Here is a 14124-nt window from a genome sequence, read left to right as displayed (position 1 = left end):
TCACTTGGAAACTCACTCATGATCGATGACATCGCCAGCCCCCGCCTGATCCTGCGCCATCTGGACGCGGATTTTCTCCAGTCCTGCCTGCGCGGCGACATCGACGCCGCCGCCGGGCGGCTGGGCAGCCGCCCGGCCGACGGCTGGATGGAGGAGAAGGCGCTGATGGAGATGCGGCTGGCCGACATGGCGGCGGAGCCCGCCTACGCGCCGTGGTCGGTGCGGGCGCTGCTGCGCCGCGACGATCTGGCCATGGTCGGCCACATCAATTTCCATACCCGGCCCGGCCATCCCTACTTGAACGGCTACGGCGACGTCGAGCTCGGCTACGCGGTCTATCCCGCATTCCGCCGCCAGGGCTACGCCCGCGAGGCCTTGCTGGCGATGTCCGGCTGGGCGGCGCAAAGCGGCGGCGTGGCGAAGCTGGTGTTGTCGATCGAACCCGGCAATCTGCCGTCGCAGGCGCTGGCCGCCCAGCTTGGCTTCGCCAAGGTGGGCCAGGTGCGCGATGACGACGGTTGCGAAGATGTGCTGACGGCTGATTGGCCGTTGTCTGGAGCTTTTGTTTGAAGCAGTCCGCCGTGCCCCGGCTGATCCTGGCCGGACTCCCGCTGTCCTTTCTCTTTCTGCTGGCCGTCGCGCCGCTTACCCGGCTGCTGGCCGAAGGCGGCCTGCAGTTCAATCCCGCCTTGCTGGCCGATGATTACCTGCGTTGGCGGCTGTTGTGGTCGCTGATCCAGGCATCGGCCAGCTGCCTGTTGTGCCTGGCCTTGGGCGTGCCGCTGGCCTGGATGCTGGCCCGCTACCGCTTTGCCGGGCGGGCGCTGCTGCTGCGGTTGTTGATGCTGCCCTTCGTGATGCCGACGCTGGTGGCGGCGATGGGCGTGCTGGCGCTGTTCGGGCCGCGCGGCGTGTTCGGCGTCAATCTGCAGGACACGCCGTGGCTGCTGCTGTACGGCAATCTGTTCTTCAATCTGCCGCTGGTGGTGCGCGCCGGCTGCGACGGCTTTTCCCAGGTGCCGGCCAGCCGGTTGGCCGCCGCGCGCACGCTGGGGGCTACCCGCTGGCGGGCGTTCTGGCGCGTGGAGTGGCCGGCGGCGCTGCCGTGGCTGCTGTCCAGCCTATGCCTGGTGTTCCTGTACTGCTTCTCCGGCCTGGGCCTGGCGCTGGTGCTGGGCGGCCAGCGCTACGCGACGCTGGAGGTGGAGATCTACACTCTGGTCGCTTACGAGCTGAACCTGGCCGACGCCGGCGCGCTGGCCTTGCTGGTGCTGCTGGTGTGCGGCGGCATCGCCGCCGTCTACGCCGCCTTGGCGCGCCGGCTGGCCATGGCGGCCAAGGTGGAGCCCTTGCCGCTGCGGCGGGTGGAGCGTCCGGCTGAGCGATTGGCGCTGGCCGCCGCATTGTCGGCGCTGCTGTTGTGCACCGGTTTGCCGCTGCTGGCTGTGCTGTGGCGCGGCCTTTCCGCCGGCGCCGAGTGGGCGGCGTTGTGGGACGAGGATACGCGTTTGGCCTTGTGGAACAGCGCCCGCTTCACCGGCATGACGGTGCTGGCCGCTGGCGCGCTGGGACTGGCGCATGCGCTGGCCTGCGGCCGCAGCCTGGCGCTGCGCGCCTCCATCTTCCTGCCTTTCGTCGCCTCGCCGGTGTGCGTGGCCTTCGGCCTGCTGCTGCTGTATCCGCAATGGAGCGGGGCGCTGGGCCTGCTGATGGCCGCCTACGCGCTGCTGGCCTATCCGCTGGTGGCCAAGGCGGCGCTGGCGGCGCTGGACGGCCAGCCGCCGCATTGGCTGGCCGCCGCCCGCGGCCTGGGCGCCGGCCCGTGGCGGGCTTTCCGCCGCGTCACCTGGCCGCTGTTGCAGCCGGCTATGCGGCGCGGGCTGGCCTTCGCCGCCGCCACCGCGGTCGGCGAGTTCGCCGTCACGCTGTTCCTGTCGCGGCCGGAGTGGCTGACGCTGACCACGCTGATCTACCAGCGGCTGGGCCGCCCCGGCGACGCCAACGCCGATGCGGCGATGCAGCTCTCCTGCGTGCTGATGCTGCTGGCGCTCATCGTTTTCTGGATCATCGAAACCGCCGGCGGCGCCGGCCCGATGGAGGACAGCCGTGCTGACGCTGCGAAACCTGAATAAGCGCTTCGGCGCGCGCGTGGTGGCCGACGACGTGTCGCTGGATCTGTCCGCCGGCGAGACGCTTGCCCTGCTGGGGCCGTCCGGCTGCGGCAAGAGCACGCTGCTGAAAATGATCGCCGGCCTGGAGCGACCGGACGGCGGCGCGCTGGCCTTCGACGGCGAGGACCTGGCCCGGCTGCCGCCGGAGCGGCGCGGTTTCGCGCTGATGTTCCAGGACTTCGCGCTGTTCCCGCATCTGGACGCGCTGGGCAATGTGATGTTCGGCTTGCTCGAGCAGGGCGTGTCCAAGCGCGACGCGGCTAAACGTGCGCAGGCGATGCTGGCCCGCGTGGGCCTGGCCGAGCACGGCGCGCGCAAGGTGTGGACGCTGTCCGGCGGCGAGCAGCAGCGGGTGGCGCTGGCGCGGGCGCTGGTCACCCGTCCCAGGCTGCTGCTGCTGGACGAGCCGTTCTCCAGCCTGGACGCCGATTTGCGCCGCCTGCTGCAGCGCGAGTTCCGCGAGCTGCTGCGCGAGGCCGGCATCCCGGCCATCATCGTCACCCACGACCGCGACGAGGCGTTCGCGCTGGCGGACCGGGTAGCGGTGTTCAAGGACGGCAGGCTGCTGCAATGCGCCGCGCCGCGGCAATTGCTGGCGGCGCCGGCCAATGCCTGGCTGGCGCGCTTCATCGGTTTCGACAACGTGCTGGAGCATGCGGCGGTGCCGCCGCGCGCGCTGCTGCTGGGCGACGATCAGCCGCCGGCGCGCATTGTCGAGCTGACACCGCTGGCGGACGGCCTGCGGCTGAGGGTGGACGCCCAGGCCGGGCCGCTGGCGCTGATGCTGTCGGCGCGGGAGGCGGAGTGGCTGGGGGACGCGCTGTTCGTCGGCGGCACGCTGGGCGTCGGCGTCGACGAAGCGCGCCTGCTGCGCTTCCCCGCGCTCAGTTCTTGACCTGTCCCCAGACCTTGGCCAGCAGGCGCAGCAGTTGCTGGCGCTCCTGCGCGTCCAGGTGCGAGGTCAGGCCGGCGCAGGCGCGCCAGAAGTCGGGCAGCGCCTGCTCCAGCAGCGCGCGGGCTTCCTGGGTCAGGCTCAGCTGCAGGCTGCGGCGGTCAGCGGGGTGGGGGTGGCGGGCGATCAGCCGGCGCTTCTCCAGCCAGTCCAGCAAACCGGTGGCCGAGGCGCGGGTGATGCCGAAGTAGTCGGCGATGCTGGACGGCGTCGGCGGCTCCGCGCCCAATCGGCCGTCTTCAAACAGGCGGAACAGCAGCAATACGTGCAGCTTGTTTTCCGAAATGCCCAGCGGCGACAGGCGCCGGTTCAGGCGCAGCAGCACGTCGTCGCCCAGCCACAGCAGCAACAGGCCGGCGGCGGCGGCGTCCTGCGGCGTGTCGGCGTCGGCGGTGTCCGCCATCAGTTGCAGATGGGGCGCCATGGCGGCGCTGGCGTCTTGCGGGTGTCGTGCGTCCATGAGGATTCGCCTGGCTGGGTTGTGGCTAGGTGATGGGCCGCGATGATGCTAGCTGAAAAGGCGCGGCGCGTCGAACTCCGTTCTCGCATATTTTATTAGTTTAGCTAATTATATGCTTGGCTTGCCATGAGGCCGGCATGAGCCGGCCTCGCATGGAGAAGGAACGAAGATGGCTATCGAAGCGCGGGCTCTGCATCATGTCGGCTTCAGCGCGCCCAAGCATCAGGCGGCGGCGCTGCAGGCTTTCTATGGCTAGTTGTTCGGCCTGTAGGCGGACCCGCCGCGCTGACGGTGGCCAGCCTGGAACGGGCCGCGACGTAACTGAGAGAGAAGGGCATCACCTACTTCAGCCAGCGCAACGTGGCGGCGGGCAAGCTGGAGCAGCTGTTTGTCCGGCTGCTGGAGTTGAGATCGGGAGCGGCCTGAGCGGCGACTGCGTGCTCAAAGCGTCCGGCGCAGCGCGCTGGGCGTGAGTCCGTAACGCTGGCGGAAGCGAGCCGCGAAGCGGGAGGCCGACGCGTAGCCGCTGGCCTCGGCGATCTGGGCGATGGGCCGCTGGCCGCCTTGCACCTGTTGCAGGGCCAGGCCCATCCGCACCTCTTCCAGGATCGCCTGGAATCCGGCGCCTTCTTCCGCCAGCCGGCGGCGCAGCGTGGACGCGCCCAGATTGAGCCGGCGCGCCGCCGCGTCCACGGTCCACGGCGCGGCCGGGTCCAGCATCAGCAGCTGTTTCAGCGTCTGCGCCAAATTGCCGGATTGCTCTCGCAGCAATGGCCCTGCCTGGCCGGCCAGCGCCAGGGCCAGCAGCACGCCCTCGGCATGATGCTGGCGGATTTCCGGCGCCGCGCCGCCATGCAGGCTATCGATCAGCAGGCTCCACGCCGACTGCAGCGCGCCGTCCATCGTCGGGCAAAGCTCGAGGCCCGGCCGCTGCCGCAGCAGCAGCGGGCCGTGGCGGTCGCGGAAACGGTCCAGCAGACCGGGCGGCAGATTGACCACGTCGGCCAGGTAGCCGTCGGGCCCCGGCAGGTTGGCGATGTCCAGCTCGCAGCCGGCGGGCATCAGCACCAGTTGGGCCGGTCCGGCCGACATCTCCCGTTCGCCCAGCCGGATGCGTTTGCCGCCGAGGCGGACGCGGCACAGCATCGGCGCGAACACCGGCACCCGCCGCATATGCTGCGGCAGGCGGGCGCGTATCTCGCCTGCTTCTATCCGGCTCAGGCGGTGGGCGATGTCGTGCATCGGGCTCAGCGGCCGTAGGTGGCGGTGATCTGCGCCTTGCCCAACGCGTTGGCGTTGAGCATGAAACCCACCAGCGCGCCGCTGGCGTTGGCGTCGATCGGCAGCTTGTCGGTCTTCAGCGCCCAGACGGTGAACTGGTAGCGGTGGGGCTTGTCGCCTTCGGGCGGGCAGGCGCCGCCGAAGCGGGCTTCGCCGTAGTCGGTGCGGCCCTGGACTGCGCCTGGCGGCAGCTTGCCGCCCTCGCTGCCGGCGCCTTCTGCCAGCGAATGCACATTGGCCGGCAGGTTCGCCACGGTCCAGTGCCACCAGCCGCTGCCGGTGGGCGCGTCCGGGTCGTAGGCGGTGACCGCGAAGCTCTTGGTGCCGTCCGGCGCGCCGCTCCACGACAGTTGCGGCGAGATGTTGCCGCCTTCGCAGCCGAAGCCGCGGTAGACCTGTTTCAGGCTCAGCGGCATGCCGTCGGCGATGCTGTCGCTGGACAGCTTGAAGGCGTCGGCATGGGCGGCCAGCGGCAGGGCGAGCAGGCTGGCGATCAGCAGGGTGGTGCGCATATCGGTTCTCCTGTGGCTAGATGGTGGGAGCATGTTAAGCGTCGGCGCGCGGCGCGGCTGCGCCGAAACGCTCGCCTGCGGCGCGGGCGTGCTCGCGACGACTTTAGCAGCGCGGGCGGGGAATGGGTATGATGCGCGGCGCGAGGAAGGAGGGAAACATGTCGAAACGATTGGCGCTGTGGCTGATCCGGATGTACCAGCGGCAATTGTCGCCGCGCAAGGGATACGGCTGCGCCTACCGAGGCGTGACCGGCCGGAGCGGCTGTTCCGGCCTGGCCTATCGGGCGATCCGCCGCCACGGTTTGCGGCGCGGCGGCTGGATCGCGCGCGAGCGCCTGCTGCGCTGTTCGGCTGCGGCCAGAACGCCGGCGGCGCGGCGGCGGCAGGCCGGTTATTGCGAGTCGCCGTGCGGGCCGGAGTGCCTGAGCCTGGACAGCTGCGACGGCTGCCTGGGCGACGCCGCGTGCCGGTCCGGCGAATGCCTGACGCATTCCTGGCTGGATTGGCGGCGTAGCCGCCGGGAGACGAGCGGGGCGCGCTGATCAGGCCGCGACCGCGTCCTCGCCGTAGGCGAAGCGGCGCAGTCCTTCCCCCGCCAGCCGATAGCGTATCCACTCGGCCTGCGGCGCGGCGCCGATCGACTCATAGAAATCTATCGCCGGCTGGTTCCAGTCCAGCACGCTCCACTCGAAACGCCCGCAATCGTTGTCGCAGGCCAGCCTGGCCAGATGCCGCAGCAGCGCCTTGCCGGCGCCGGCGCCGCGCAGTTCCGGCGTCACGTACAGATCTTCCAGATACAGTCCGTTCTTGCCCAGCCAGGTGGAGTAGCTGAAGAAATACACGGCGAAGCCGGCCAGCTTGCCATCCACGCGGCACATCAGCGCCTGGGCCTTGGCTTGGGGGCCGAACAGTGTGGCTTCGATGTCGGCGACGCCGGCCTTGACTTCGTGTTCGGCGCGCTCGTAGACCGCGAGTTCGGTGATGAAGCGGTGAATCTCGGCCGCGTCCTGCGGTTTGGCCGGGGTGATGGAAATCTGCATGCGTCGCTCCGCTGAGATGGGAATGTCGGTTTCGAACATCTTAGAGCAAGCGTTAGAATGAAAACAGTGCATTGTTTTCAGGTGAAAATGAATAATATTCATCCCGGTCTGCGCGGGCTGGACCTCAATCTGCTGTTGCTGCTGGATGCCTTGTTCCGCGCCGGATCGGTGCAGGCCGCGGCGGACAGCCTGGCGATCAGCGCCTCCGCCTGCAGCCACGCTTTGTCGCGCCTGCGCCTTGCCCTGGACGACCAGCTGTTCGTGCGGGTGGGCGGCGGAATGCGGCCCACGCCCAGGGCGGAGCAGCTGGCGCCGGTGGTGGAGGCGGCATTGGCATTGCTGTCCGACGGTTTGAGCCGGGGCGCGGATTTCGACCCGGCCCGCAGCGAGCGCCGCTTCGTGCTGGCCGCCACCGATTACACCGCCTTCGCGGTGCTGCCCGGTTTTCTGAACCGGATGCAGTCGCTGGCGCCGCGCTTGAGCTTTCGCGTGGTCCAGGCGGAGCGCAAGGTGCCGCTGGACGCGCTGCTGGCCGGCAGCATCGATTTCGCGCTCGGCTATTCGGAAGAGGGCGGGCCCGCGGCGGCGGACATCGAAGAATTCGATTGGCCGGAGGATGAGTACGTGGCCATCGCCAGCCGCGATTATCCGCGCATTGGTAATGATCTGAGCCTGCAGGCTTATCTGGCGGAACGGCATGCGGTGGTGACGCCGTGGCACGAGCCGCGCGGGGTGGTGGACCTGGTGCTGGAGAAGATGGGGCTGGCGCGCGAGGTGGCGCTGCAGCTGCCGTCGGTGCTGGCGGCGCCGTTCATCATCGGCGGCGGCGAACTGATTATGACGCTGCCCAGGCGCGCGGCGCTGCGCTTGGCCGAAGCGGCCGGCGTGAGGCTGCATCCCGCGCCATTCGCCATACCGCCGTACCGCTTGAAGCTGTACCGCCATCGCCGGCACGCGGACTCGGCCGCGCACGACTGGGTGTGGCGGCAACTGGCGGCATGCGGGCCGGACGCGCGGCGGCCATGAAAAAGGGCCGGCATGGCCGGCCCGGTCGGGAATCGCTTGCGGATCAGCCCGCCAGCCAGCTGCCGGGATGGGACTCCAGCCAGAGCTTGATGTTCTTGGCGTCGTTGACGCGCGCGGAGCTGGCGCCGGCGTCCAGCAGCACGAAGATCAGCGGCTGCGAGCCGACGACGGCCTGCAGCACCATGCAGCGGCCGGCTTCCTGGATGTAGCCGGTCTTTTGCACCGCGATGTCCCAGTCGCCTTCGCGCACCAGCGCGTTGCTGTTCTTGTATTGCAGCACGCGGTTGCGCACCGACACGATCTGGTGCCGCTCGGTGGTGGTGAATTCGCGGATCAACGGGTATTTCTGCGCGGCCTGCACCATCTTGGCCAGATCGGCGGCGGTGGAAGTGTTGCGCACATCCAGGCCGGTGGGATCGTGGAAGACGGTTTCGGTCATGCCCAGGCTCTGCGCCTTGTGGTTCATCCGCTCGACGAAGATGGCGGTGCCGCCGGGGAAGGTGGTGCGCGCCAGCGTGGCGGCGGCGCGGTTTTCCGACGACATCAGCGCCAGCAGCAGCATCTCCTGCCGGCTGAGGGTGGTGCCGACCGCCAGCCGCGAGGTGGTGTGCTTCAGGCGGTCGATCTCGGCGTCGGACACCGTGACCTGCTGGTCCAGCGACACGCCGGAGTCCAGCAGCACCATCGCCGTCATCAGCTTGCTGATCGACGCGATGGGCATGCGCTGGTGGGCGTTCTTTTCATACAGAGCCTCTCCGGTCAGGCCGTTGAGGATCAGCACCGAATGGGAATTGAGCCTGGGGGCGGTGTAGCCGGACATTTCGCTGGCTACCAGAACGCCTTGGGGCGAAGCCGCCAGCACCGGCATGGCCAGGGCCGCCGATACCAGCAGGCTTGCGATTTTCTTGATCATGCGTCACTCCACTGTGCGCTTATTTTGGAGGAAACCGGACGGCATCTTCACGGCATCTGCAGGCAAAATCAGTCAAGATGTTGGCATCATTTGTTGCAGGAACCGGCTGCGTCCTGTTTGCATTTTAAACAATGTCTCCGCTCCGTGTAGGGCAAATTGCGCTTTTCCACGGGCGGGCGCGATGGCGGCTTTTCCTTGCCTGGCGGTCCTTTGCCGGGGATAGGGAAACGGAAGGTGAGATCGCGCGGATATGGGCGTAAAATCTATCTTTTCGCCATTGCCCCGGGGCCGCCATGCTGCTCACTTTTCCCGACAGTCCGTTTCAACTGAACCAGCCTTTCCCGCCGGCCGGCGACCAGCCGTCCGCCATCGAGAAACTGGTGGAAGGCCTGTCCGACGGCCTGTCCTACCAGACTCTGCTGGGCGTCACCGGCTCCGGCAAGACCTACACCATGGCCAACGTCATCGCCCAGACGGGACGGCCGGCCATCATCATGGCGCACAACAAGACGCTGGCGGCGCAGCTGTACAGCGAGATGCGCGAATTCTTCCCGCACAACGCGGTTGAATATTTCGTCTCCTATTACGACTACTACCAGCCGGAAGCCTACGTTCCCAGCCGCGATCTGTTCATCGAGAAAGATTCCAGCATCAACGAGCACATCGAGCAGATGCGGCTGTCGGCGACCAAGTCGATACTGGAACGCCCCGACTGCATCATCGTGGCGACGGTGTCGGCGATTTACGGTATCGGCGACCCGTCCGACTACCACCAGATGATCTTGCACCTGAAGGAAGGCGAGGCCACGCCGCAGCGCGACATCATCAGCCGGCTGACCACGATGCAGTACAGCCGCAACGACCTGGATTTCGGCCGCGGCACCTTCCGCGTGCGCGGCGACGTGATCGACATCTACCCGGCGGAAAGCAGCGACACCGCGCTGCGCGTCAGCCTGTTCGACGACGAGGTTGAAACGCTGACGCTGTTCGATCCGTTGACCGGCACGACGAAACAGCGCGTCGGCCGCTTCACCGTGTTTCCGTCCAGCCACTACGTGACGCCGCGCGACACCGTGCTGCGCGCCTGCGAGCAGATCAAGGAAGAATTGCGCCACCGCATCGAGTGGTATCAGAAAGAGGGCAAGCTGGTGGAGGCGCAGCGCATCGAGCAGCGCACCCGCTTCGACCTGGAGATGCTGTACGAGATGGGCTTCTGCAAGGGCATCGAAAACTACTCGCGCCACTTCTCCGGCCGCGGCCCCGGCGATCCGCCGCCGACGCTGATCGATTACCTGCCGAAGAGCGCGCTGATGTTCATCGACGAGAGCCACGTCACCGTGCCGCAGGTGGGCGCGATGTACAAGGGCGACGCCGCGCGCAAGGCCAACCTGGTGGAATACGGCTTCCGCCTGCCGTCCGCCGCCGACAACCGCCCGCTGAAGTTCCACGAGTTCGAGCAGCTGATGCCGCAGACCATTTTCGTCTCGGCCACGCCGGCGGTGTACGAGAAGGATCACGCCGGCCAGGTGGTGGAGCAGGTGGTGAGGCCGACCGGCCTGGTGGACCCGCAGATCGAGATCCGCCCGGTGGCGACCCAGGTGGACGATCTGCTGTCCGAAATCCGCGACCGCATGGAGCGCGGCGAGCGGGTGCTGGTCACCACGCTGACCAAGCGCATGGCGGAGCAGCTGGCCGACTACTACACCGAGCACGGCATCAAGGTGCGCTATCTGCACAGCGACATCGATACCGTGGAGCGGGTGGAGATCATCCGCGACTTGCGCCTGGGCATGTTCGACGTGTTGATCGGCATCAACCTGCTGCGCGAAGGCCTGGATATCCCTGAAGTCAGCCTGGTGGCGATCCTGGACGCGGACAAGGAAGGTTTCCTGCGTTCCGAGCGCAGCCTGATCCAGACCATAGGCCGCGCCGCGCGCAACCTGAACGGCAAGGCGCTGCTGTACGCCGACCGCATCACCGATTCGATGAAGAAGGCGATGGACGAGACCGAGCGCCGCCGCGCCAAGCAGATGGCGTTCAACGCCGAGCACGGCATTACTCCGCGCGGCGTCGAGAAGAAGGTCAAGGACATCATCGACGGCGTCTACAGCGTCGAAGCCGAGCGCAAGAAGCTGGTGGACGAGGCCAAGGTGGCGATGATGGACGAGAAGACGCTGTCCAAGGAGATCAAGCGGCTGGAGAAGGAAATGCTGGAGGCCGCGCGCAATCTGGAGTTCGAGCGGGCGGCGCGCATCCGCGACGAGCTGAAGCAATTGAAGGAAAAGGCCTGGCTCAGCGAGCTGTGACCCGGCTTCGTCCGCTCAGCCCCGCATCGTCGACGCGGGGCTTTTTTGCGTCCTTCTGGCGAGCGGGCCGTTCAGGCCGGCTCCAGCAGCTCCTGCGGCAGGAAGGCCAGCTCGTCGCGGAAAAAGCTGCGCTCGCCGCGCCGCAGCTGCGGCAGCAACTGCTTCAGGCGTTGCGCGCTGATGCAGGCCTGCCGGCTGACGCCGCCTTCCCAGGCCTGGAACCACAGCGTTTCCAGCAGCAGATTGGCCAGTTGCAGCGGCGTCAGCGGCAGCCGGCCGTGGTCGTGCTCGTCCAGCGTCAGCTCGGCGACGGCGGTCCAGCTGCGGTAGCCCTTGGCGTCGGAAAACGGGCAGGGCGACAGCGCCAGCGCGCGGCGCATCTCCTGCAGCGGGAATGGCCGCGCGGCCCGGAAATCCGCCAGCGCGGGGCGCTTGGTCCGCGGGCAGTCGCCGCGGGCGATGCGCAGCAGGAAAACGACGTTCCACGCCGAGCCGTTGCCGCCGCCGAAGCGGTCGCAGATCCATTCCGACAATCCCAGCCAGCGTATCGCCAGGCGTTGCATGTCCGCGACCGGCAGCGCGCGTTGGGTATCGATCAGCGCCTGCTTCCAGAACAGCCACAGGCACCAGCCCAGATTGGCCGCCACGTGCTGGGCGGCGTCGATGGAGTCCGCCTCGTAAGCGGCTTCCAGCGCGCCGGACAGGTCCCGCAGCGCCGCTTCCGCGCGTTCCGGCGCTTGCTCGGAAATGGCGGCCTGCTTGTGCAACAGCGCGCCGAGGTTCAGGCATTCGAAGCGCACGCGGGGGTTGTAGCGGTAGACCGGCTGCAGTTCCCCCGGATTGCGCAACTGCGCGAGGCAGGCTTCGGCGCCGTCGGGTTCGCCGCGCGCGTAGTGGTCCCAGGCCCGGGCGACGCAGGCCATGGCGGCGAAGGTGGGCTGGGCGGTTTCGAAGCGGCGGCCGTCCAGCACCTGGCCCAGTTTCTTCAGCGCCAGCCGGCTGTCGTCGAACTGCGCGCCGCGGCGCCAGGCCAGGCTTTCCTTGGTCAGGGCCAGCGCCTGCTGGAAATCGTTGTGCGCGGCCAGGCTGGCGGCATGGAAGGAAGCCGCCACTTGCGGGCCGGCCACCCTGCCCATGCCGTCGCGCTCGTCGCGGATCGCCTGGGTGAGCTGGCTCCAGTAATCCAGGCCGCGGGTCAGCGCCTCCAGTTGCGAAATCGAATCCGGCGCGTCCGCAGCCGCCGGCTCCAGGCCGAGGAATTGTTCCAGCAGCCGGCGGTCCGCCGGCTGCCCGCCCGCCAGGAATTCCAGCCGGGCGATGCCGCCAGAGGCCAGCCAGAAAGGGCCGCGGCTGCGTCCATCCGGATTGAGCAAGGAGGCGGGTTCGCGCCGCGGCGCCCCCCAGCCGGCCTCCACGCCCCAGGCGGCGAAGTCGGCGAAGGCGCGGGAAACCAGCATGCGCGGCGTCCGGCTGGCCGGAAAGCGCTGCCGCAGCGCGGCCACCGCCACCATGCCGTCTTCGTGGGCCGCGGCGTAGTAAAGCCGGACCAGCAGCCACAGCGATTGGAAGCGGACAGGTTTGCCGGCATGGCGATAGGGCGGCGTGAGCTCGAAGTGGATGGCGTCGGCGGTCATTGTTTCAGGTTACGGCAGTTACGGACCGTGCGGTTTACCCCGCCGGGCCGGGCTGGCTAGAATCTTGCCAAGGTCAAGGTTTGGCAGGAACCGTGATTTTGGAGCGGCAGGCGAGCGGCGAGTTCTCCCCAAAATGGAAATTCGGGAAATCGCCGCCTTTATTTGAAACATAAATGGAAAATAAAATGCACAGGATATTTAAACTTGCCGGCGCGATGCTGGGCCTGGCGCTGGCGGCCGGCGCTTGCGCGGCGCAGGGCAGCCTGAGTCTCAAGCACCTGAAGGGCGGGGTGTACGTGGTGGAAGACGACTATTACGCGAAGGAGAACTCGGCGGTATATGTCGGCGCGGAGCACGTGACAGTGGTGGGCGCCACCTGGACGCCGGACACCGCCCGCGAGCTGGCGCGGCAAATACGCGCGGTCACCGACAAACCCATCGTCGAGGTGATCAATCCCAACTATCACACCGACCGGGCCGGCGGCAACGCGTACTGGAAGTCGATCGGCGCCCGCGTCGTCGCCACCCGGCAGACGGCCGACGAGATGAGCCGCGGCTGGGACGACATCGTCGCCTTTACCCGGCAGGGCTTTCCGGATTACCCGGCGCTGCCCGCCTCGATGCCTGATCGGGTGTTTCCCGGCGATTTCGAATTGCAGGGCGGCAAGGTCAAGGCTTTTCATCTGGGCGCGGCGCATACCCGCGACGGCATTTTTGTCTATTTCCCGGAGGAGAAGGTGCTGTACGGCAACTGCATCCTCAAGCGGGAACTGGGCAATCTCCATTACGCCGATCTGAACGAATACCCGAAAACGCTGGACAGGCTCGCGCTCAGCGGGCTGGACATCGATACCGTCATCGCCGGCCACCTGGACGCCCTGCACGGCCCCGAGTTGATCGACCACTACCGCCAGCTGTTGAGGCGGCAGGCTTCGGACGCGGCGGCGCAAGCGCGCTGAGTTCAGCCTTGCCAGGCGGGCCGGCCCTTGACGGCCTCGACGATCCAGTCGCCGCGGTGGTCGTAGATCAGATTGAAGGTGGTATGGCCTTCGCTGGCGTCGCAGAGCGCCGCGCTTTGCCTGCTGTCGTCGAAGTCTATGACGGTGCCGGCGTGGCGGCGGCCGACGCCGGCATAGAAGCGCGGCAGCGGCGCGCAATCGATGTGGCTGTCAGGCTGGGCGTCGATGAAGCTGGACAGCACCATGCGGCCGTCGCCGGTGCGCACCGCCTGGCCGACATTGCAGGGCCGCCGTCCGGCGTCGTAGTCGGGAATGCTGATGCGGAACGCCTCTTCGTCCACGCCGGGATGGTGGCGGGGGGCGCTCAGCTCTGGTTCGGGGCCCAGGCTCATGGTGACCGCGTTGGGCGCGGGCAGGCCTGCGCGCGAGGCGCGCACCGGCTGGCAGGACATGGCCTGGCCGGAGGGAAGGCCGGCGCGCGGCGCGGGATCAAGGCGGGCCTGGGCCGCGGCGAAGCTGGACGACAGCAGCTCCAGGATCAGGATGGAGCCGGTTTCGGAGATCGGCGGCAGCGTCCTGTGATAGAGGCTGTTGCTGTAGACGGCGCTGTCCGCGCCTGCGTAGCGGGCGGGTTCCTGAAACAGGAAGAAGTCCTGAGCGTGTCGGCTGTTGTTGAGAATATTGATGGTGTAGCGAGCGTTCATGCCCAATGTCCGGGTGTGTTTTTTTCGCTGCCGGGCGGCGTGGCCGCTGCAGAGGCATCCGCTGTCTACAGCAGCAAACGTGCCAGTTTGTAAAGTATTGTATTCATTGCGCTTGTCTTGATTCCTTGTTCCTCCTGGCGGACGAATTCGTCCACATTCCGATTTT

14 protein-coding genes are annotated in these 14124 nt (G+C 67.7%); 7 read left to right on the top strand and 7 right to left on the bottom strand.

Going from position 1 to position 14124, the window contains the following annotated elements; genetic code table 11:
• Positions 1–18: 18 nt before the first annotated feature.
• Genes ACY3GB_RS06300 through ACY3GB_RS06290 form a run of 3 tightly spaced genes read left to right on the top strand, consistent with a single transcriptional unit; the run spans position 19 to position 3066 of the window.
• Positions 19–570 (top strand): GNAT family N-acetyltransferase, encoded by a 552-nt coding sequence (locus ACY3GB_RS06300; protein WP_463087999.1) that lies wholly within the window; start codon positions 19–21, stop codon positions 568–570.
• Complete coding sequence (locus tag ACY3GB_RS06295; RefSeq protein WP_463087998.1) at positions 567–2132, top strand: ABC transporter permease; 1566 nt, start codon at positions 567–569, stop codon at positions 2130–2132. Before ACY3GB_RS06300 ends, ACY3GB_RS06295 begins: the two co-directional genes overlap by 4 nt.
• On the top strand, positions 2107–3066 hold the full coding sequence (locus ACY3GB_RS06290) for an ABC transporter ATP-binding protein (RefSeq protein WP_463087997.1): 960 nt from the start codon (positions 2107–2109) through the stop codon (positions 3064–3066). The genes ACY3GB_RS06295 and ACY3GB_RS06290 overlap by 26 nt, the downstream gene beginning before the upstream one ends.
• Here ACY3GB_RS06290 and ACY3GB_RS06285 read toward each other — a convergent pair.
• From ACY3GB_RS06285 to ACY3GB_RS06275, 3 genes are all read right to left on the bottom strand, one after another.
• Positions 3056–3583 carry a MarR family winged helix-turn-helix transcriptional regulator gene (locus ACY3GB_RS06285; RefSeq protein WP_463087996.1) on the bottom strand — a complete coding sequence of 176 codons (528 nt, stop codon included), beginning with the start codon at positions 3581–3583 and terminating at the stop codon, positions 3056–3058. The genes ACY3GB_RS06290 and ACY3GB_RS06285 overlap by 11 nt on opposite strands.
• A 441-nt stretch (positions 3584–4024) precedes the next feature.
• A complete protein-coding gene (locus ACY3GB_RS06280) occupies positions 4025–4825 on the bottom strand; it encodes a helix-turn-helix transcriptional regulator (protein WP_463087995.1) in 801 nt (266 codons plus the stop codon).
• Positions 4826–4830: 5 nt separating this feature from the next.
• The gene (locus ACY3GB_RS06275) at positions 4831–5376 is read right to left on the bottom strand and encodes a kinase inhibitor (RefSeq protein WP_463087994.1); all 546 of its coding nucleotides are present in this window, start codon (positions 5374–5376) and stop codon (positions 4831–4833) included.
• Positions 5377–5534: 158 nt separating this feature from the next.
• Here ACY3GB_RS06275 and yidD point away from each other — a divergent pair, with 158 nt between their 5' ends.
• Positions 5535–5918, top strand: coding sequence for a membrane protein insertion efficiency factor YidD (yidD, locus tag ACY3GB_RS06270; protein ID WP_463087993.1), 384 nt, complete (start codon positions 5535–5537; stop codon positions 5916–5918).
• Here the strand turns inward: yidD and ACY3GB_RS06265 are convergent, their stop codons facing one another.
• Positions 5919–6416: an N-acetyltransferase family protein gene (locus ACY3GB_RS06265; RefSeq protein WP_463087992.1), complete on the bottom strand. Its 498-nt coding sequence runs from the start codon at positions 6414–6416 to the stop codon at positions 5919–5921.
• Positions 6417–6503: 87 nt separating this feature from the next.
• Between ACY3GB_RS06265 and ACY3GB_RS06260 the strand changes: the two genes are divergently transcribed.
• Positions 6504–7442 (top strand): LysR substrate-binding domain-containing protein, encoded by a 939-nt coding sequence (locus ACY3GB_RS06260; protein ID WP_463087991.1) that lies wholly within the window; start codon positions 6504–6506, stop codon positions 7440–7442.
• A gap of 43 nt (positions 7443–7485) precedes the next feature.
• Here the strand turns inward: ACY3GB_RS06260 and ACY3GB_RS06255 are convergent, their stop codons facing one another.
• Positions 7486–8355 (bottom strand): serine hydrolase, encoded by an 870-nt coding sequence (locus ACY3GB_RS06255; RefSeq protein ID WP_463087990.1) that lies wholly within the window; start codon positions 8353–8355, stop codon positions 7486–7488.
• Positions 8356–8648: 293 nt separating this feature from the next.
• On the opposite strand from ACY3GB_RS06255, the gene uvrB reads away from it, so the two are divergent.
• On the top strand, positions 8649–10661 hold the full coding sequence (gene uvrB / locus ACY3GB_RS06250) for an excinuclease ABC subunit UvrB (RefSeq protein ID WP_463087989.1): 2013 nt from the start codon (positions 8649–8651) through the stop codon (positions 10659–10661).
• Positions 10662–10732: 71 nt separating this feature from the next.
• Here the strand turns inward: uvrB and ACY3GB_RS06245 are convergent, their stop codons facing one another.
• Positions 10733–12295, bottom strand: coding sequence for a hypothetical protein (locus ACY3GB_RS06245; RefSeq protein WP_463087988.1), 1563 nt, complete (start codon positions 12293–12295; stop codon positions 10733–10735).
• A 185-nt stretch (positions 12296–12480) separates the two neighbouring features.
• On the opposite strand from ACY3GB_RS06245, the gene bla reads away from it, so the two are divergent.
• Positions 12481–13254, top strand: a complete 774-nt coding sequence (gene bla / locus ACY3GB_RS06240; protein WP_463087987.1) for a subclass B2 metallo-beta-lactamase — start codon at positions 12481–12483, stop codon at positions 13252–13254.
• Positions 13255–13256: 2 nt separating this feature from the next.
• Here bla and ACY3GB_RS06235 read toward each other — a convergent pair whose 3' ends face one another.
• Positions 13257–13958: a hypothetical protein gene (locus ACY3GB_RS06235; protein WP_463087986.1), complete on the bottom strand. Its 702-nt coding sequence runs from the start codon at positions 13956–13958 to the stop codon at positions 13257–13259.
• Positions 13959–14124: the final 166 nt, after the last annotated feature.

The organism is Chromobacterium sp. Ag138 (assembly GCF_055181315.1).
This window is presented reverse-complemented; position numbering and strand designations above follow the sequence as displayed.